Annotated in this window: 14 protein-coding genes; 10 read left to right on the top strand and 4 right to left on the bottom strand. The window is 66.7% G+C overall.

Annotated elements, in window-relative coordinates; translation table 11 throughout:
* The first annotated feature begins 161 nt into the window (after window positions 1-161).
* Both FNA67_RS05770 and pbpC read left to right on the top strand, forming a co-directional pair.
* Window positions 162-5555 carry an alpha-2-macroglobulin family protein gene (locus FNA67_RS05770; protein WP_170267225.1) on the top strand — a complete coding sequence of 1798 codons (5394 nt, stop codon included), beginning with the start codon at window positions 162-164 and terminating at the stop codon, window positions 5553-5555.
* Window positions 5552-7681, top strand: coding sequence for a penicillin-binding protein 1C (gene pbpC, locus FNA67_RS05775; protein WP_147655368.1), 2130 nt, complete (start codon window positions 5552-5554; stop codon window positions 7679-7681). Before FNA67_RS05770 ends, pbpC begins: the two co-directional genes overlap by 4 nt.
* Window positions 7682-7689: 8 nt before the next feature.
* On the opposite strand, the gene FNA67_RS05780 is transcribed toward pbpC, so the two are convergent.
* From FNA67_RS05780 to FNA67_RS05800, 3 genes are all read right to left on the bottom strand, one after another.
* A complete protein-coding gene (locus FNA67_RS05780; protein ID WP_147655369.1) occupies window positions 7690-8274 on the bottom strand; it encodes a DUF6969 family protein in 585 nt (194 codons plus the stop codon).
* A gap of 453 nt (window positions 8275-8727) precedes the next feature.
* Window positions 8728-9939 carry a YeeE/YedE family protein gene (locus tag FNA67_RS05795; RefSeq protein WP_147655370.1) on the bottom strand — a complete coding sequence of 404 codons (1212 nt, stop codon included), beginning with the start codon at window positions 9937-9939 and terminating at the stop codon, window positions 8728-8730.
* Between the two features lie 103 nt (window positions 9940-10042).
* Window positions 10043-10963, bottom strand: a complete 921-nt coding sequence (locus FNA67_RS05800) for a sulfurtransferase (RefSeq protein WP_147655371.1) — start codon at window positions 10961-10963, stop codon at window positions 10043-10045.
* A gap of 208 nt (window positions 10964-11171) precedes the next feature.
* Between FNA67_RS05800 and FNA67_RS05805 the strand changes: the two genes are divergently transcribed.
* Window positions 11172-11594, top strand: a complete 423-nt coding sequence (locus FNA67_RS05805) for a TlpA family protein disulfide reductase (RefSeq protein ID WP_170267226.1) — start codon at window positions 11172-11174, stop codon at window positions 11592-11594.
* Complete coding sequence (locus FNA67_RS05810) at window positions 11594-12310, top strand: cytochrome c biogenesis CcdA family protein (RefSeq protein WP_244616646.1); 717 nt, start codon at window positions 11594-11596, stop codon at window positions 12308-12310. The genes FNA67_RS05805 and FNA67_RS05810 overlap by 1 nt, the downstream gene beginning before the upstream one ends.
* On the opposite strand, the gene FNA67_RS05815 is transcribed toward FNA67_RS05810, so the two are convergent.
* Window positions 12307-12609, bottom strand: a complete 303-nt coding sequence (locus FNA67_RS05815; RefSeq protein WP_049704315.1) for an ArsR/SmtB family transcription factor — start codon at window positions 12607-12609, stop codon at window positions 12307-12309. The genes FNA67_RS05810 and FNA67_RS05815 overlap by 4 nt on opposite strands.
* Before the next feature lie 194 nt (window positions 12610-12803).
* On the opposite strand from FNA67_RS05815, the gene FNA67_RS05820 reads away from it, so the two are divergent.
* From FNA67_RS05820 to FNA67_RS05845, 6 genes are all read left to right on the top strand, one after another.
* A complete protein-coding gene (locus FNA67_RS05820) occupies window positions 12804-13232 on the top strand; it encodes a YeeE/YedE family protein (RefSeq protein WP_147655374.1) in 429 nt (142 codons plus the stop codon).
* On the top strand, window positions 13232-13672 hold the full coding sequence (locus FNA67_RS05825) for a YeeE/YedE family protein (RefSeq protein WP_147655375.1): 441 nt from the start codon (window positions 13232-13234) through the stop codon (window positions 13670-13672). Before FNA67_RS05820 ends, FNA67_RS05825 begins: the two co-directional genes overlap by 1 nt.
* Window positions 13673-13687: 15 nt before the next feature.
* Window positions 13688-14581 (top strand): MBL fold metallo-hydrolase, encoded by an 894-nt coding sequence (locus FNA67_RS05830; protein WP_049704318.1) that lies wholly within the window; start codon window positions 13688-13690, stop codon window positions 14579-14581.
* Between the two features lie 21 nt (window positions 14582-14602).
* Entirely contained in the window at window positions 14603-14929 is a 327-nt protein-coding gene (locus FNA67_RS05835) for a protein tyrosine phosphatase family protein (protein ID WP_049704319.1), read from the top strand.
* A 5-nt stretch (window positions 14930-14934) separates the two neighbouring features.
* On the top strand, window positions 14935-16665 hold the full coding sequence (locus FNA67_RS05840) for a SulP family inorganic anion transporter (protein WP_147655376.1): 1731 nt from the start codon (window positions 14935-14937) through the stop codon (window positions 16663-16665).
* 196 nt (window positions 16666-16861) lie between these two features.
* A complete protein-coding gene (locus FNA67_RS05845; protein ID WP_147655377.1) occupies window positions 16862-20407 on the top strand; it encodes an autotransporter domain-containing protein in 3546 nt (1181 codons plus the stop codon).
* The last annotated feature ends 9 nt before the right edge of the window (window positions 20408-20416 follow it).

Genomic DNA, 20416 nt, shown 5'->3' on the forward strand with positions numbered 1-20416 from the left:
GCATCGCCCCGGCTTTACCATGACAGCCCGACCCAATAAGATGGTGGTGGGGCAAGCACTTGAGGGTTGATATGCGGAACGTACTTCGGTCTGCCTGGGGGCTTTGCATTGCGCTTTGCCTCCTTTTGGGAACCTCCTCGGCCATGGCGGCGGATCGCAGCGTGACGCGACTGCCCGGCACCGACCTCCCCGGATTCGACTATTCGGTGATCAAGGACACGTCCGAAAAGGCGTGCCAGCAGGCCTGCGTGGATGACCGCGCCTGTCGCGCCTATACCTTCAACACCAAGGCCAAGTGGTGCTTCCTCAAGAGCGGCATGGACCAGGAGCAGGTGTTTGCCGGCGCCAATTCCGGCCGCATCGACCTGGCGCCTCGCGCCGATGTCACCGCCGCCGCCCGCATCGCCGAATTGCCGTTCCCGGCTTCGGACCTGGTGACCTCGGCAAGGAATTTCGCCGCCGAACTCCCCAACACCGATCCCGCGCCCACCGATGTCGGCTATGCCGATCTCGTCGCCTCGGGCGATGAGGCGCTGCGCCAGTCCAATCCTGATGGCGCTACCGCTTCCTACCGGCAGGCCCTGGCGATTTCGCCCAACGATCCGGCCGTCTGGCTCAAGCTCGCCCGCGCCGCCATCGCCCAGGGCGATGCGCGTCTGGCCCAGGACGACACCAGCAGCGCCTACGACGTCGGCACCACCGCCGCTTACGCGGCCCTCAACGGCTACCTGCTTTCCGACGAAGTTGCCGAGCGCGCCGAAATGCTCGGCGTGCTGGCGCGCGCGCTCGATTTCCGCCAGATGTGGAAGGAATCCATTGCCACCTACCGCGCCAGCCTCGCCCTCGTCGATGACGCTACCCTCCAGGAGCAACTCGACACCGTGGTTGCCCAGCACGGTTTCCGCGTCGTCTCCAACCAGGTGGATGCTGAATCGGCGACGCCGCAGATCTGCGCCGTCTTCTCCGATACGCTCCCCAATACCGATCTGTCCGGCTACGTCGTGGTCGAAGGCGCGCCCAAGGTCGCCGTCGAAACCCAGCAGAGCCAGATCTGCATCCAGGGCGTCGAGCATGGCCAGAGCTACAAGGTCAAGCTGCGCGCCGGCCTGCCTTCCGCCAACGGCGAGACCCTGCGCAAGGACGTGGAACTCTCCATGTTCGTGCCCGATCGCTCGCCCTTCGTGGGCTTCGCCAACAATGCCTATGTGCTGCCTGCCGGCCTCGGCGGCGGCCTACCGATTTCCTCGGTCAACGCCAAGACGGCCGATGTCGCCATCTACCGGATCGGCGATCGCTCGATCGCCGTGGCGGTCCGCAACGGCGTCTTCCAGGGCACCCTGTCCACGTCCTCGGCCGATGACATCGCCAATTCCACCGGTGAAAAGACCTGGGAAGGGCAGGTGGACCTTGCCGAGGGCAAGCCCAACGTCATGACCACGACGGCGATCCCCATCGCCGATGTGCTGACCGATATCGAGCCGGGCGTCTACGTTATCACCGCCAAGGTGGCGGGCGATGACAACCAGGATTACTGGTCGAGCGTCGCCACCCAGTGGTTCATCGTCACCGATCTCGGCCTCGCCACCGTTTCGGGCGAGGATGGCGTCCATGGCTTCGTGCGTTCGCTGACCAGCGCGCAGCCGGTCGCCGGCGCCAAGGTCAAGCTCGTCGCCGTCAACAACGAGATTCTGGGCGAGACCGTCTCGGCCGCCGATGGGCGCGTCGATTTCGCGCCGGGCCTGGCGCGCGGCACCGGCGGACGCGCGCCGCAACTGCTCGTTGCCGAGACCGATGGCGGCGACTATGCCTTCCTCGATCTCACCAAGCCCGCCTTCGACCTCACCGATCGCGGCGTTGATGGGCGCCCGACGCCCGGGCCGCTCGACCTCTTTGCCACCACCGAACGCGGCGTCTATCGCCCGGGCGAAACCGTCTACCTCACCGCGCTCCTGCGCGACACGCACGCCAAGGCCGTCACGGGCCTGCCGCTGACCATGGAGCTGGAGCGTCCCGATGGCGTGGTGAGCTCGCGCACCGTGCTCAATGACAAGGGCGCCGGCGGCTATTACGCCGAGCTGGCCATGGTCAAGGAAGCCATGCGCGGCTCCTGGACCGTCCGGCTCTATGCCGATCCCAAGGCGAGTGCGCTCGCCACCGTCAATTTCCTCGTCGAGGATTTCGAGCCCGAGCGCCTGGCCTTCGAGGTCAGCGCCCCGCCGGGCCCGATGGCCACCGAGGAAGTGACCCCGATCTCGGTCACCGCCAAATACCTCTATGGCGCCACCGCACCCGGGCTCGATGTCGAGGCCGATGTGGTGCTGCGCGCCACCTCCTCGCTCGCGGGCTTTGCCGGCTACACCTTCGGGCGCGAGGACGACACCTTCGAGCCCGATCGCGAGCCCTTGGGCGTCGTCGGCACCACCGATGAATCCGGCAATGCCACCGCCGAAGTCACGGTACCGGCTTCCCAGCAGACGACGCGCCCCCTCGAGGCCCAGGTCATCCTGCGCCTGGTTGATTCCAACGGGCGCACGGTCGAGCGCAATCTCACCCGGCCGGTGCTGGCCGATACCGTCCGCATCGGCATCCGTCCCCAGTTCTCCGGGAGCGATGGGCTCGGTGAAGACAGCCAGGCCGGCTTCGATATCGTCACCGTCTCGCCGGACGGCGAGGCCGTAGCCACCTCGGGCCTCAAGTGGACCCTCTCGCGCGTCGAAACCAACTACCAGTGGTACCGCGACAACGGCACCTGGAAGTGGGAGGCCGTAACCACCAACCGCAAGGTTGCCGATGGCACGCTCGATACGCCCGCAGACGGCCCGGCCTCCATCGCCGCCCAGGTCGATTACGGCCAGTACCTGCTCGAGGTGGATTCTGAGGATACGTCCTCGAGCTACTCGTTCTATGCCGGCTACTACTACGCCCAGGCCGGGTCGGACACGCCCGACACCCTCAAGGTGGCGCTGGACAAGCCCGCCTACCGGATCGGGGATACCGCCACCCTGCGGCTCGATCCGCAGTTCGCCGGCACCGCCGTCATCATGGTGGTCGATGATCGCGTCATCGACATGAAGGCCGTCGAAGTGCCTGAAGGCGGCACGTCCGTGGAACTGCCCGTTACCGAGAACTGGGGGCCGGGCGCCTATGTCACGGCCATGCTCTATCGCCCGTCCGACGCCGCCGAGAAGCGGATGCCGGCACGCGCCATCGGACTCGCCTTTGCCGATGTCGAGCCGGGCGACATGAAGCTCCAAACCAGTATCGAGGCCCCGGCCGAATCCCGTCCGCGCCAGAAGTTCACCGCCAAGGTGGCGCTGGGCAACGTCGCGGCCGGTGAAAAGGCCTATGTCGCGCTTATGGCGGTCGATCTGGGCATTCTCAACCTCACCAATTTCAAGGTGCCCGATCCCGATGGCTGGTATTTTGGTCAGCGCCAGCTCGGCATGGATATCCGTGATCTCTATGGCCAGTTGATCGATCCGACCCAGGGCATCCCCGGGGCCGTGCGTTCGGGTGGCGATGGTGCCTCCTCGCGCCTCGGCACCCCGCCGGCGACGTCGGTTCTCGTTGCCATGCATTCCGGCGTGGTCGAGGTCGGCGCCGACGGCACCGCCGAAGTCACCTTCGACATGCCCGATTTCAACGGCACCGTCCGCCTGATGGCGGTGGCATGGTCCGACAATGCCGTCGGCCATGCCTCCAGGGACGTGATCGTGCGCGACCCCGTCGTCGTCACGCTCAGCCCGCCGCGGCTGCTGCGCGTCGGCGACCAGTCGCGCCTGCTGGTCGAACTCAACAATGTCTCGGGCGAGGCTGGCACCTATAAGGTCGAACTCGTCACCGGCGCCGGTCTCGGCACCGACGCGGCGCAGACGACGTTCGATCTCGCCGTCGGCGAGCGCAGGGCGCTCAACCTCGGTCTCACCGGCACCGCGCTCGGAGACAACGACTTGCGCCTGCTCGTCACCATGCCGAACGGCGACACCCAGATTAAGGAACTCAAGCTCGGCGTCCGCGCCACCAGCGCCCCCCAGACCAGCAGCCAGCTTCTGCCGCTCCCTCCGGGTGGTTCGATCACGCTCGATGACAGCCTCTTCGCCGGCATGCTCCCGCACACCGGCACCGTGACCCTGGCTATCGGCCCGGTTGCCCGTCTCGACGTGCCGGGCCTGCTCCTCCAGCTCGACCGCTACCCCTATGGTTGCTCCGAGCAGCTCTCCAGCCGCGCCCTGCCGCTCCTCTACCTCAACGAAGTGGCCCACGCGATCGGGCTGGGTTCGGATGAGGAAATCGAGCAGCGCGTGCGCGACGCCATCCGGGACCTGCGCTCCAAGCAGACCTCCAATGGCGGCTTCGGCCTCTGGGACGCCTACAGTTCCTCGGACCTGTGGCTCGATGCCTATGTCACCGACTTCCTGCTCCGCGCCAAGGCCAAGGGTTTCGACATCCCGGCCGAGGCCGTGACCATGGCGCTCGACAACCTCTCCAACCAGGTCTCCTACGCCTCCGACTTCACCAAGGGCGGCGAAGACATCGCTTACGCCCTTTACGACCTGGCCCGAGCCGGCCGCGCCGCCATGGGTGACCTGCGCTACTACATGGAAGCCCGGCTCGATGCCTTTGGCTCGCCCCTGGCCAAGGCCCAGATCGGCGCTGCCCTCGCGCTCTATGGCGACCGCACCCGCGCCGACAAGGCGTTCGCCGCCGCCGTGGCGGACCTCAAGGGACCCGAGGACCGCAAGCGCTACCGGTCCGATTATGGCAGCCGCCTGCGCGATGTCGCGGCCGTCCTGGCGCTGGCCGCCGAGTTCAAGCCCGCCAGCGTCGACATCGCCGCCCTCACCGCGCAACTCGCCGACATGCGCGACCATGTCACCTGGACCTCGACCCAGGAAGACACCTGGACGCTCGTTGCCGCTGCCAGCCTTGCCAAGGACGCGGGCAATGGTAGCGTCACCGTCGATGGCGAGGCCCTTGAGGGTTCGGTCTACCGGCGCTTCGACCAGGAGCATTTCGATGCCGCCAGCGTCGAGATCGTCAACAACGCCAACCAGCCCACCGAGGCCAAGGTGACCGTTGTCGGCATCCCGGCCACGCCGCCCGCCGCCACCAGCGACGGCTTCACCATCGAGCGCACCTATTACCTGCCCGATGGCACGGAGGCCGATCTTTCCGACGTGCGCCAGAACGATCGTTTCGTGGTCGTGCTCAACGTCTGGCCGGATGCGCTGGGCTCGGGTCAGTATGTCGTCGCCGATCCGCTGCCGGCCGGCTTCGAGATCGAGAACCCCGATCTGCTTTCCGGCGCCGGGGTTGGCGATCTCTCCTGGCTCAGCGTGGATTCCCCGGTGCATACGGAATCGCGGACCGACCAGTTCGTCGCCGCCTTCCGCTATTCCTCGGCCGTCCAGGGCTTCACGACCGCCTACATGGTTCGCGCCGTTTCGCCCGGCACCTTCGCCATGCCGGGTGCCACCGTCGAGGACATGTACCGGCCCGAACTTCGTGCCAATACGGACGCGGGCACCATCGAGGTGGCTGTGACCGGGCCGTGACCACCGGCGTCCAACCCGCCCCCAGGCTATCGCCGCGCTGGCGGCGATGGCTGGCCGGGGGCGCCCTGGCCGCAGTGGTTCTCGCCGCGGCGGGTGGCCTCTATGCCAGCCAGGTCGTTGGCGACATCCGGGCCCATCTGCCGCCGACGCCGGGCATCGAGACCCTGCCGGTCTCGACTTCGGTCGTCGACCGCGACGGCCTGCTCCTGCGTGCCTTCACCACCGATGGCGGGCGCTGGCGGTTGCCCGTCACCGTCGATCAGGTGGATCGTCACTTCATCGCGATGCTCATCGCCTACGAGGACCAGCGCTTCACCGAACACCACGGCATCGACTGGACCTCGATGGTCCGCGCCGCCGGTCAGTTCGTCGGGGCAGGGGGTCACATCGTCTCCGGCGGCTCCACACTCACCATGCAGGTCGCGCGCCTCATCGAGCAGGAGCGGACCCGCAGCCTCTGGGCCAAGATACGCCAGATCGTTCACGCCGATACGCTCGAGCGCGAGCTGACCAAGGAGCAGATTCTCACCCTCTATCTCTCGCTCGCCCCCTATGGCGGCAATATCGAGGGCATCCGCGCCGCCAGCCTCGCCTATTTCGGCAAGGAGCCGGCGCGTCTCACCACTGCCGAGGCGGCCCTGCTCGTGGCCCTGCCGCAATCGCCCGAGGCGCGCCGCCCCGACCGCGACCCCAAGGCCGCCGAAGCGGGGCGCAACCAGGTGCTCGACCGGCTCGTATCCCAGGGCGTGATCGCCCCTGAGGAGGCAGAAGCCGCCAGGCTTGAACCCATCCCGACCGCGCGCCGCGAGTTTCCCATGCTCGCCGCCCACCTGGCCGAAAAGGCCGTCAAGGCTCAGCCCAACGCGCGTCAGGTCGCGCTCACCGTCGATCGCCGCCTGCAGGGCGCGCTCGAAAAGCTCGGCGCCACCCGCGCGGCCCGTCTGGGTCCCACCGTCTCGGTGGCCATCGTCGTCGCCGACCAGGCGAGCGGCGATATCCTTGCTTCCGTCGGCTCGGCCGGCTTCCTCTCCGAGCAGAGCGCCGGTTTCGTCGACATGACCCAGGCCCTGCGCTCGCCCGGCTCCACCCTCAAGCCCATGATCTACGGTCTCGCCTTCGAGCTCGGCATGGCCAATCCCGAAAGCCTCATCGAGGATCGCCCCACCGCCTTCAACCGCTACGTCCCGGTCAATTTCGACGGCTTCAGCCGTGGCACCGTCACCATTCGCCAGGCCCTCACCGAGTCCCTCAACGTGCCCGCCGTCGTCGTGCTCGATGCCGTGGGCACCGCCCGGCTCGTCGCGCGCCTCAAGCGCGCCTATGCCAATCCCGTGCTGCCCGATGATACGGCCCCCGGCCTCGCCGTTGGCCTTGGTGGCGTCGGCGTGACGCTGCGCGATCTCGTTTCGATCTACGCCTCGATCGCGCGCGGCGGCACGCCCGTGCACCTGCGCGATGGTGTGTCCCCCGAGCCCGCGACCGACATCGATCCTGCCCCGGTGCTCGATCCCACCGCCGCCTGGTACGTCACCGATATCCTGCGCGACGTGCCACCACCGCTGAACGGCTCCCCCGGGCGCATCGCCTATAAGACCGGCACGTCCTACGGCTACCGCGACGCCTGGGCCATTGGCTATGATGGCAAGACCGTCATCGGGGTCTGGGTCGGCCGCCCCGATGGCGCGCCCGTGCCCGGCATCTCGGGCATCACAGCTGCCGCCCCCATCCTCTTTGAAAGCTTCGATCGCCTCGGCATGCAGGCCGCGCCGTTCAGGCCCGCCCCGCCGGGCGTCATCGTCGCCGCCAATTCCGACCTGCCCGAGCCCCTGAAGCGCTTCCGCCACCCCAACGACACCATGGTGGCGCGCGACGCGCCCCCCCAGATTGCTTTCCCCGGCGATGGCGTGGATGTGGACCTTGGCCTGGCCTCCGGCTCCGGTCGCCCCCTGACGGTCAAGGTGCGCAACGGTTCGCCCCCCTTCACCTTCTTTGCCAACGGCGCGCCGTTCGGGCGCACGGCCTTTGCGCGCCAGAACAACTGGCGGCCCGATGGTCCCGGCTACGTCACGCTCTCGGTGGTCGATGCAAAGGGTCGCTCGGACCTGGTGCGGGTATTCGTCGAATAGCAGGCGTCTCAGCGCGCCAGTTGCACGAGGCGTGAGGAGGTCACTTCCAGCCCCCGGTCTTCGCGCGCCTCGACCCCTTCGGGCGGGCGATGTGCGTCCAGCACCACGTCGCGTTCGCGGATCAGGGCTTCGATCTCCGGCTGGAAATGGCGCACCACCGCCGTCAGCCAGCGGTTGACCAGGTAGGACGGCTTGGCGTGATGCACGTCGAATCGGGGCAGCAGCGCGATCGTCGGCTCCGCTGCCAGCCAAGCATCGCCCACCACCCACTGGTTTACCGTAAAGAGCCTGTGCAGTCGCCCATAAGGGTCCACGCCCACCGCGATCAGGTGATGCACCGGCCCCTTGGCGCCCTCGGGTCGCACGAAGCAGTGGAAATGCCCGTGCTCCACATCGTCAGCCGGGGGCAGGTGGCAATGGTAGTACCATTGCGCGCCCGTATCGGGGTCGAACACGTCCCCGCTCGGATAGTGCGACCAGGCCGCCACCGGTGCCCCGCGCAGCGTTTCGCTAAGGACATTCTCGCCGGATTTGGCGAGGACGCTTTCGCAAAACAGTGCTTCCTGCAGGGCCCGCTGGCGATCCTCGTCCATTCGCTCGCTCCTATTGCGCGCCCGCCGCGCAAGGGTTGGCCGCCGCACACGGAGCCGCCGCCGCGCAAGGCGCGCCAGCCGCACAGGGGTTGGCTGCCGCCGCCGGGGCTGCTGCAGCGCATGGCGCACCAGCCGCACAGGGGTTGGCTGCTGCAGCGCATGGCGCACCAGCCGCACAGGGGTTGGCTGCTGCGACCGGGGCCGCCGCCGCGCACGGCGCGCCAGCGGCGCAAGGGTTGGAGGCCGCGCACGGCGAAGCCGCCGCGCAGGGCGCCCCGGCGGCGCAAGGGTTCCCCGCGGCGCACGGATTGCCGGCAGCGCAAGGGTTCGCTGCCGCTGCCGCGGCTGCCGGTACCGGCGCCGGTGCGCGGGCCGCCGAGGCCACGTGGTCGGCCGCTACCGCTGCGGTTGCGACGAGGAAGGCGCTGCCGAAAAGCAGGGTGTTGCGCGCGCTCATTTCTTGAACCCATCCATGCCGAAGACCGGGCGCAGGTAGACGCCGGCCAGGCTCCCCACGAACGCCGATGCGAACCAGAGCCAGCCATGCAGGCTCCCCGAGGCGATGCCGCTGAACAGCGCCCCGATATTGCAGCCGAACGACAGCCGCGCCCCGTAGCCCATCAGCACGCCGCCGATGGCAGCCGCCAGGAGCGAGAGGAACGGCACCGCCACCTTGGGCGCAAACTTGCCGGCCAGCCCCGCCGCCAGCGCCGCACCCAGTATGATGCCGAAATCCATGACCGAGGTCGCGTCCTCCAGCACGCTGCTCTGCAGCGCCTTGGCCTGCGCCGGCCAGGTCCAGAATTCCCACGAAGCCACCGGCACGCCGACCGCCTGCGCGATCTTGGCGCCCCACAGGCCAAAGCCATAGGTGATCGACCAGGGATGACCGGCGATGAGGAGCGTCGCGATGTTGAGCCCCGCCAGAGCCAGTCCGGCCCCGATGAGCGGCCAGGGTCCACGCAGCACCCGCTGCCAGCCCGCCACCGCCGGTGCCTTGCGCTTTTCGAGGCTGCCATGGGCGCGCCGCTCGATGATCGCGGTGACCCAGGCGACCGCGCCGAGACCGGCCAGCGTCACCACGAGCGCCAGCGGCACACCCAGGCTCGTACCCAGGCTCATGGCCGGGAGCGACGGTTGGGTCAGCCACCAGGGCAGGTGCGCGGTGCCCAGCACGGCGCCCACGATGAAGAACAGCAGCGTCACCAGCATGCGCGAAGAGCCGCCGCCGACCGTGAACAGCGTGCCCGAGCCGCACCCGCCGCCCAGTTGCATGCCCAGCCCGAAGATCGCAGCTCCGATCAGCACCGAAACCCCCACCGGCGCCGTGGCGCCCGCCAGCGGCTGGCCGAAGGGATTGCCGAGCGTCAGCAGGGGAATGAAGGCCAGGGCCGCCACCGCGATCATGAGCATCTGGGCGCGCATGGCCCCGCCGCGCTTCTCCACCACCATCCGGCGCCACCCGCCGGTGAAGCCGAAGGAGGCATGGTAGAGGGTCAGCCCCATCAGGGCGCCCACGAGAAACAGCACGGCCTGGCGCAGGTCGACCAGTTGGGCGATCGCGAACGTGCCCACCACGAGCGCCGCTCCGGCAAACGCCACCGGCCCCCTGTCGAACTGGATCAGCGGCTTTTGGGCAAACGCGCCCGCGGCAGCATCGGTCATTGCAATATTCCTGAACAAATCGGTCCGAGCCTGTCGGCCCGGACGCTACTTGGCTGGTTATGGATATGTCCACCCGCCGGTGCCCCGGCGGGTGGCAAAGGCCTTAGTTGCTTGCGACGACCGGACGCGACGGGTCGGCGGTCCACTGCGACATGGAGCCGTCATAGAGCCGCACGTTCTTGAGCCCCTCCACTTCCGAAAGGCCGAACCAGGCGATCGAGGCCAGGTGCCCGGTGTTGCAGAAGGCGATGAGGCCCTTGTCGGTGGCCGCGCCCGAAGCCTTGACGAATTCGGCGATCTCGGCGGCCGAGGCGAAGGACGGGTTCTCCGGATGGTAGAACTTGTCGAAGTTGATGTTGACGGCCGTCGGCACGGTGCCGAGCTTCTGGACGGTGTTGGTCTTTTCCTTGCCGATGAACTGGGCCACCGAGCGGGCATCGATCAGGTTCGTATCGCTTTCGATGGCGTCCTGCACTTCTTTGACGTCGGCCAGCAGTTCGGGGCGGAACTCCGCCTTGAAGTCGCCCGCGGCCGGAGTTACCGCGTCGGTCGAAACCTGCGCATTGGCCTTGGTCCAGGCTGCGTAGCCGCCATCCAGAATCGTTACGGCGTCATGGCCGAGCACCTTGAACGTCCAGTAGACGCGGGTGGCGCCACCGAATTCTGAGGCATTGGTGCCGGCCGGGATGATCACCACCTGGCTGTCATCGTTGACGCCCAGCTTGGCGATCAACGCCTCGAGCTGCTCGGGGGCGGGCAGCATGCCGGGAATGTCGTTGACCTTCGTGCGCCAGCCATATTCCGAATAGCGGGCATTGACTGCGCCCGGCACGTGGCCGGCATCGTACGGGTTCTTGCCTTCGACCGCGTCGCGGATGTCGATGACGACCAGGCTCGGGTTGCCGAGCTGGCTGGTGAGCCAGGCGGAATCGACGAGCGGCTTGTCGGTCAGCCGTTCGGCCTGGGCCGGCAGAACCGACACCAGGGCTGCCGCGGCGAGGGTGCCCAGAAAAGACAGGCGCATGAACTTTGTCCCTATATGGAAGAAATGTTGACCTGCATTGTGCCAGAACGGGCTTTCGCGTTCGGCTGATAGCCATCCAAAGGAACGCGCCGCCGGGAAAAATCCATCTATCAGGTCGAGATTGAAGCGAAGGATTATCCTCTCGCCCCGATTTCCAGTTTCCGGTCCGGCTGGAATAATGCGAGTCAACATCTTCGGAACCCGCCCTATGTCCAGGTTATTGCTCCGCTTCGTCCTCGTTCTTGTTGCAACCTTCGGGTTGCACGTTACGGCCTTCGCGCAGGATGCCTCCACGCCATCCGCCGAGACGCAGGCCGGTGCGATGGTGACGTCCTTCGAAAACGAGGCGCAGCTCGACGCCCTCGCGGCCAAGGGCAAGACGGTGGTTTTCTTCTTTGCGAGCTGGTGCCCCAACTGCCGCGCCACGGTCGCCGAGCTCAATGCCCGCTGGGCCGAGGTCAATCCGGACCTGACCCTCGTCATCGCCGACTACGACAAGGAGACGGCGCTCAAGGGTCGCTACGGGGTAACCTACCAGGATACCTTCGTCCTGCTCGACAGCCATGGCGAAGGCATCAAGTCCTGGAATGCGGGCGGGGTCGACGGCCTCAACGCCAACACCGCTTCGTGATGCTGCCCCAGGTCGCGCTGGCATTCCTCGCCGGCATCATCACGGTTCTCTCGCCCTGCGTGCTGCCGCTCCTGCCGATCATCCTGGCAACGGCGGCGCAGGAGGGCAGGGCGCGTCCCTTCGGCGTCATCCTCGGCTTCGTTGGCGCCTTCACGCTCGCCACGCTCTCGCTCAGCTTCCTCGTGCGCGCCCTCGGCGTGCCGCCCGATCTCAACCGCACGCTCGCCGCGTCCATACTGGTCGTGCTCGGGCTGGTGCTGATCGTTCCCGCCTTCCACCACGCCTTCGAGCGTCTTGCGAGCGCGCTCGTCGCGCGCCTGCCGGTAGGGCAGGCGGGCAATGGCTTCGGTGGCGGCCTGGCAGTGGGGGCGGGGCTGGGGCTCGCCTGGAGCCCATGCGTCGGTCCCGTCATGGCTTCCGTCATCACCCTGGCGCTCAACCAGCAGGTCAATGCCGGAGCGGTGGCGATCACGCTGGCCTTTTCGCTGGGTACGGCCCTGCCCATGGCCGCCATCATCCTGGGCGGCCGCAACCTCGTGCGGCGTCTCTCCTGGTTCCAGGCCAACGCCACACGCATCCAGCAGCTCATGGGCGGCCTGCTGGTGCTGACCGGGCTCGCCATCTTCCTGGGCTGGGACCGCGCGATCCAGGTCCAGCTCCTCACCTGGTTCCCTGATTGGGAACTGGCGCTTACCGGCTGGGAGCCCAGGCCCTAGGCGCAGTAGATGCGATAGAGCGTCTCGAGGATCTGGCGCACGTCTTCCGAAGCAATGGAATAGTAGACCTGCTGCGCCTCGCGGCGGGTCTTGACCATGTTCCAGGCCCGGAGCTTGGAGAGATGCTGGGAGAGTGGCGACTGGGCCAGCGCCACGCGGTCTCCCAGCTCCGTCACGTTCTTCTCCCCCTCGAGCAGCTCGCACAGGATCAGCAGCCGCTTCGGGTTGGCCATGGCCGTCAGCAGAATTGTTGCTTCCTCGGCCTTGCTTTCCAGCTTTGCGATTTCCATCTTGATCATATTCGAACGTTCTAATATACGAATGGGCGTGTGAGCAATATCACCCCGATCGGCCGCACTTTCAAGGAGCAATGATGAATCGCATGGCACAGGCTTGGAAAGCGGAGGCGGCGCTGCCGGCCCGCCGGCCCGGTCAGGCGGCATTTGCTCCGAACGCCGCCGGTCGGCTTTCCATCCATCCAGGTTCTTGTTCAATGACGGAATTCACCCCCCTGATGTCGCTTGCGGGCGGCTCACTGATCGGCCTTTCCGCCGTGCTGCTTATGGCCTTCCATGGCCGCATCGCCGGCATGACCGGCATTCTCACCGGCATGCTGCCGCCGGTCGCTACCGATTGGCCCTGGCGCATCGCCTTCCTTGCCGGCGCAGTTGCCGCTCCGGCCCTGATCCTGGCCGCTACCGGCCAGTCGGTCGATTTCTCCAGCCCCGTGCCCGCTCCCTGGCTCGTGCTGGGCGGCCTGGTCGTGGGCATTGGCGTCTACTTCGGCGGTGGCTGCACCTCCGGCCACGGCGTCTGCGGCATAGCGCGTCTTTCGCCGCGCTCGATCGTAGCCACGCTCACCTTCATGGCGACCGCCGCTGCCTCCGTTTTCGTCCTCCGTCACGTGCTGGGGGCCTTCTGATGACCCGCGTTCTCACCGCCGCCTTCATCGGCCTCATATTCGGTACCGGCATCGCGCTTTCCGGTATGATCAACCCGGCCAAGGTTCTAAACTTCTTCGACCTTGCCGGGGCATGGGATCCTTCGCTGGCCTTCGTCATGGCCGGCGCGCTGGTCGTGACCGCCCTTGGCTACCGCTTTGTGCTCAAGCGCAGCCGGCCGGCGCTCGATACGCGCTTCCACCTGCCGGCCAAGCGCAGGCTCGATGTTCCGCTGGTGGCCGGTTCGGCCGCGTTCGGCATCGGCTGGGGGATGACCGGTTTCTGCCCGGGGGGCGCCATTCCGGCGCTTGGCCTGGGTGAAAGTTCAGCCTGGCTCTTCGTTGCCTCGATGGCCGTAGGCATCGCAGCAGCCCGATTGGTGAGGAACGCGCTCGTGGCGCGCGTGCCTCAGACTGCCTGACCCAAGGAGAATGAAATGACCTCGGTTCCCTTTACCCCTGATCTCTCGATCAAGCCCGAAGTCGTCGCGTTCTTTGACGCGCCGACCAACACCATCAGCTACATTGTGCACGATCCGTCGTCCGATGCCTGCGCGGTCGTCGATTCCGTGATGGATATCGACTACGCCGCCGGCCGCATCACCTATGACGGCGCCGACCGCATCGTCGAGTACATCAAGGCGCACGGCTGGAAGCTGGAATGGCTGATCGAGACGCATGTCCATGCCGATCACCTCTCGGGTGCTCCCTATATCCAGAGCAAGCTGGGCGGCAAGCTCGGCATCGGCGAGAACATCACCATCGTCCAGGACACCTTCGGCAAGATCTTCAACGAAGGCACCGAATTCCAGCGCGATGGCTCCCAGTTCGACCGCCTGTTCAAGGATGGCGACAGCTACACGATCGGCAACATGACGGCCTATGCCATGCACACGCCCGGCCATACCCCGGCCTGCATGACCCATGTCATCGGTGACGCCGCCTTCGTGGGCGACACCCTGTTCATGCCCGATGGCGGCTCGGCCCGTGCCGATTTCCCCGGCGGCGATGCGCGCACGCTCTACCGCTCCATCCAGCGCGTGCTCTCGCTACCGCCCGAGATGCGGCTCTTCATGTGCCACGACTACGGCCCGAACGGTCGCGACATCCGTTGGGAAACCACGGTTGCCGACGAGCGCGAGCACAACATCCATGTCGGCCACGGCACCACCGAGGACGATTTCGTGGCCATGCGCGAAGCGCGCGACGCCACCCTCGCCATGCCCAAGCTCATCATTCCCTCCCTGCAGGTGAACATGCGCGCGGGCAAGCTTCCGCCCAAGGACGAGGACGGCAAGGTGTTCCTCAAGGTCCCCGTCAACGGGCTCTAGCCGAACGAAAGACTTGACCAAATGAATATCCGCAAGATCGACGACCAGTTCTCCATCGCGGGCCAGATCGCCCCTGAAGACGTCAAGGCGCTCGCCGAGGCTGGCTATAAGGCCATCCTGTGCGCGCGCCCCGACGATGAGGACCCGGGCCAGCCCAGCTTCGCCGCCATCGCGGCCGAGGCTGAGCGGCACGGGCTCAAGGCCGCGCACGTGCCGGTCTCCGGCATGCTCGGGGAGGGGCAGCTTATCCGCTTCGAGCAGGCCATGGCCGAGTTCGAGCGCCCCGTTTTGGGCTATTGCCGGTCCGGTGGCCGGGCTGGTTCCCTCTACGCTGCCCTCAGCGAGTAGTCTCGATGCTCAAGACCTACTTCCCCATCCTCGATTGGGGCCGACGCTATGATCGGCAGGCGTTCGGCAGCGATCTCATCGCTGCCCTGATCGTCACGATCATGCTCATTCCCCAATCCCTGGCCTATGCCCTCCTGGCGGGGTTGCCGCCAGAAGTGGGTCTTTACGCCTCGATCCTGCCGCTCATAGCCTACGCGATCTTCGGCACCTCCTCGGCCCTGGCCGTCGGACCGGTGGCGGTGGTCTCCCTGATGACCGCCGCCGCGGTCGGACGCCTGGCGGCCGAGGGCACTGCCGACTATGCCAGCGCCGCCATCGTGCTGGCGCTGCTCTCGGGCGGCATGCTGGCGCTGATGGGCCTCTTCCGGCTCGGCTTCATCGCCAATTTCCTCTCGCACCCGGTGATCTCCGGCTTCATCACCGCCTCGGGCCTCATCATCGCCACCAGTCAGATCGGTGGGCTGCTGGGCATCAAGGCCGATGGCCACGCGCTGCCCGATCTCGTGACCTCGATCCTTTCCAATCTCGGTCATATCAACCTTTACACCCTCGCCATCGGCGCCCTCTCGCTCGGCCTGCTCCTCTGGATCCGGCTCGATCTCAAGAACTGGCTCGATCGCTTCGGCGTCGCCAAGGGCGTGGCCAAGATCGTCGTGCGCGCCGGCCCCGTCTTCGTCATCGCCCTCACCATGACCCTCTCGGTGGTCTTCGATTTGGGAGGCAAGGGCGTGGCGCTGGTGGGTGATGTGCCCCAGGGGCTGCCGATTCTCGCCATCCCCGGCATTTCGCTCGATATGATCGAGGCCCTGGCGCTGCCCGCGCTCATCATCTCGATCGTCGGCTTCGTCGAATCGATCTCGGTGGCTCAGACCCTGGCCGCCAAGCGCCGCGAGCGCATCGAGCCCAATCAGGAACTCATCGCCCTGGGCGCCTCCAACCTTGCCGCAGGCATTGGTGGCGGCTATCCGGTCACCGGCGGTTTCGCCCGGTCCGTGGTCAATTTCGATGCCGGCGCCGCCACGCCCGCCGCCGGCGCCTTCACCGCCATCGGCATTGCCGGGGCCACCTTGCTGCTCACCCCGTTCCTGGCCGTTCTCCCCAAGGCGACGCTTTCCGCCACCATCGTCATCGCCGTCCTCACCCTGGTTGATTTCGGCATGCTCAAGCGCGCCTGGGCCTATTCGCGGGCTGATTTCGCCGCCGTGGCGGCCACCATTGCCGGCACGCTCCTGCTCGGGGTGGAAGTCGGCATCCTGCTGGGTGTCGGCACCTCGATCCTCGTCTTCCTCTATCGTTCCTCCAAGCCCCATGCCGCCATCGTCGGCAAGGTGCCGGGCACCGAGCACTACCGCAACGTCAAGCGCCATGCCGTCGAGACCGTGCCGGGCGTGCTCTCCATCCGCGTCGATGAGAGCCTCTACTTCGCCAATGCGCGCTACCTCGAGGACCTGATCTACAACCAGGTTGCCTCCAACCCCGAGGTCACCGACGTGGTCCTCATGTGCTCGGCCATCAACGCCGTGGACATGTCGGCGCTCGAAAGCCTCGAGGCCATCCGCGTGCAACTGGGCGACATGGGCGTGCGGCTGCACCTGTCCGAGGTCAAGGGCCCGGTCATGGACCGACTCGTCGGCACCGAATTTCTCGAGCACCTTTCGGGCCGCGTCTACTTGAGCCAGCACCAGGCGATGCAGGCTCTCGTCGCCGAGCCGTCACGGCAGCACGAACCCGCCTGACCCCCGGTAATCCGGGCACTGTGGCGGGCGCGCAACCATTTGCGCCCGCCTCCTGCGGCCCCGTTTGAACGAACGGCGCGGCTGCCAAAAGCCTCTCCTAGAACCAGCGACACAACACCGAGCTTCACCTCGGGCAATCGCGCATTGCCCGTCGCCGGCTGCGCTCGCCGTCGGCTGACCTGACCTGGAGAAATGCATGTCGCAGCAGTCCTTTGGATGTCTCAGTCCCTATATCGTCGCGCGCCGCCGCCGCCGGCACGTGCTGCTGCTCGGCGGCGTGTCGCTGGCGGCCGTCATGCTCGCCGTTCCGTCCCGCGCGGCGTCCTACACCTATAACGACGGGGATGAGGAGACCAATCCGATCGCCCTTTCGGCTGGCGGCGACAGCTTCACCACTGGCGTCGACGTCTCCGCCACCATTTCCGGCGTCGTTTCCGGCGTCGGCGCGTTCAGCAAGCTCGGCGATGGCGTGCTCACCCTTTCAGGGGACAACACCTATTCGGGCGGCACCAATCTCAATGCCGGCGTGCTCGACCTCAAGCACGACAATGCCCTGGGCACCGGCATCGTCGTCTTCAACGGCGGCGCTCTCAGGTTCTCCGCTGCTGCCCCGATGACGCTCGCCAACGACATGTTCTTCAGCGCCAGCGGCACCGCCATGGACACAACGCAGAACACCACCCTGACCGGCGTAATGGCCGGTACGGCCACGTTGTACAAGCGCGGCTCGGGCACCCTCGCCCTGTCCGGCGCCAATACGTTCACCGGCGGCGTGATTGTCCAGGGCGGACAGCTCCATCTTCTCAATGACAACGCGCTGGGTACGGGAACCCTCTACAACTCCAACGTCGCATCCACCATTGGCTTTGCCGACGGCGTGAACATCGCAAACAACATCGTTGCCAATGCCGGTACCTATCTGTGGGTTGGCCCGGGCGTCGCTACCTATTCCGGCATTGTCTCCAGCACCGCGGGCGCCTTCTATTTGTCCAAGTCGGGCGCCGGGGAACTCGTCCTCACCGGCAAGGTAGGCTCGAACATAACCGTCAACGTTAACCAGGGCACCCTGACGGCGGGCGCGGAAAATGTGCTCAACGAGGGCGGCCTCTATACGCCTTCGGCCGGCGCGACCTTGCGGCTCTACGCCAATCAGCGCGTCGCGGCGATCACCGGCGAAGGCACCATTGATCTTGGTTCGAGCAAGCTTGAGATATCCTCCGGTCCGTTGGGCATGGACTTCAAGGGTGCCCTGGTGGGCGACGTGGATGCCGAACTGGTCAAGAGCGGCATGAGCAGCCTGACACTGTCCGGCAACGGCTCCGGCTATGGCGGACGCATCAGCCTCCAGGGTGGCTACTTGCATGTGGAGGGCGATTTCGCCGGCACGCCAGTCTTTGTCACCGGAGGCCGTTTCCAGGGCAGTGGCACCGTCGGCGATGTCTTCATCGATGCTGGCACGCTTTACGGCGTCGATGGCAGCACCCTGTCGATGCGCGATCTCTCGATGACCGGGAACACCATCGTTGATGCGCGCCTGGGAGCCGAGAACGCCACCGCGCTCTTCGATGTCGCCGGCGACCTCACGCTCGATGGCACCATCAACGTCACCAACGTCGGCGGCTTCGGGCAGGGCATCTATCGCATCTTCACCTATGGCGGCGCGCTGGACGACCGTGGTCTCGAACTCGGCACGATCCCGGAGGGCTATGACGCCGACAATCTCGCTGTCCAGACTTCCGTTGCCGGCCAGGTGAATCTTGTGGCCGACTCGCCCGACTACGGCCCGGTGGTCTTCTGGGACGGCGACGACGTCGCCAACCACAACAATCGCCGCGTGGATGGCGGCGACGGCGTCTGGCGTCGCGGCGGCAACGCCTTCACCGACGCCAACGGCATTGCCAACGGGTCGATGAATCCTCACCCGGGCTTCGTCGTCTTCACCGGCCAGGCCGGCAACGTCAGCGTCGTTACCGGGTTCGGTGAAATCCACCCCGACGGCATGCAGTTCGCCGTCGATGGCTACCGCATCTCGGGCGAACTGATCTCCTGGGACGCCGGTGATCGCATCGTCCGCGTTGGCGACGGCACCACTGCAGGCGCCGGCTACACCGCTGAGATCGCCAACCACATCGGCGGCCCCGGCCGCCTGGTCAAGACCGACCTGGGCACCCTTATCCTCTCGGGTGAAAGTGACTACGGCGGCGGCACGCTGGTCCAGGACGGCACGCTCCTGGTCAACGGCTCCATCCTCGATGTCGAAGTCGGCGTCGACGGACGCCTGGGCGGCACCGGCACCATCGAGAACGACGCCAACGTGCTGGGCACGCTTGCCGCCGGTAACTCCATCGGCACCCTCACCATCGAGGGCGACCTGACCATGGCCGCCGGCTCGCGCCTCGAAGTCGAGGTCGACGCCCTGGGCAATGCCGACCGCATCGACGTCACCGGCGTCGCCCATCTCGAAGGCGGCGAAGTCGTGACCCTCGCCAGCGGCGGCGACTATGCGGACGCCACCACCTACACCATCCTCACCGCCGAGGGCGGCGTGGAAGGTGAGTTCGAGGGTGTCAGCTCCAACCTGGCCTTCCTCGACGCCGCCCTTGCCTATGGCGACAAGGACGTCCAGCTCACGCTGACCCGCAACGGCGTCACCTACGGCAATGTCGGGGAGACCCGAAATCAGGTCGCCACCGGCGAGGCAGTCGAAGCCCTGGCCGCCGGCAACGGCATCTATGATCGCGTCCTGACCCTGAGCGCCGCAGACGCCCGCATGGCCTTCGATCGCCTCTCGGGCGAAGTCCACGCTTCCGCCAAGGGCGTCCTCGCCGTCCAGAGTCGCGACCTGCGAGACGCAATGTCCGATCGCGTCGGTGCCGCGTTCGAAGCGCTCGGCCTGCCCGAGCAGAGCCAGGCCTTCGGTCCCGCCTTCTGGACCGCGGGTTCGGCTTCTGCGGGCAGCCTCAAGAGCGACGGCAACGCCGCCGGTCTCACCTACAATGCCGGCAACCTCTTCATGGGCGCCGACGCCATGTTCAATCAGGATTGGCTGCTCGGCTTCGCGGTCGGCTACGGCCAGACCTCGCTGGGCATCGGTGACCGTTCCTCGACGGCGTCTTCGGGCAACTACCACGTCGGCGTCTATGGCGGCGGCGAGGTCGGCGACTTCACCTTCAAGTTCGGCGCCGGCTACACCCACCACGACATCAAGACTTCGCGCGATGTCGAGTTCGCCGGGTTCGATGAAACCCTCACCGCCAAGTACAATGGCGGCACCGGCCAGGTCTTTGGTGAAGTGGGCCACAAGTTCCGCTTCGACAGCGGCCTGATCGTCGAGCCTTATGCCAACCTGGCCCTGGCCAACGTCTACACCGGCTCCTACGCCGAAGAGGGCGGCTCGGCTGCGCTCGCCTCCAGCGGCGGCAGCTTCACGGCGGCCACGGTTACCCTCGGCGTTCGCGGTTCCCAGCAGTTCGTCATCGGCGATGGCACCAAGGCCAACGTCACCGGCGCCATCGGCTGGACCCATACCGCGGCCACCACGCCTCAGACCGAGCACGCCTTCGCCGGTGGTAACACCTTCACCGTTGCCGGTGCCCCGATCCAGGGTGACAGCCTCTTCCTCAAGGCCGGCGTCGGCATCGAGCTGAGCGAGAATGCCGATCTCAACATCGGTTACGCCGGCCAGTTCGGATCGCAGGGACAGAGCCACGGCATCAAGGGCGGAATTTCAGTCAAATTTTAACGATTGAGA

The organism is Youhaiella tibetensis (assembly GCF_008000755.1).
GTDB classification, from domain to species: domain Bacteria; phylum Pseudomonadota; class Alphaproteobacteria; order Rhizobiales; family Devosiaceae; genus Paradevosia; species Paradevosia tibetensis.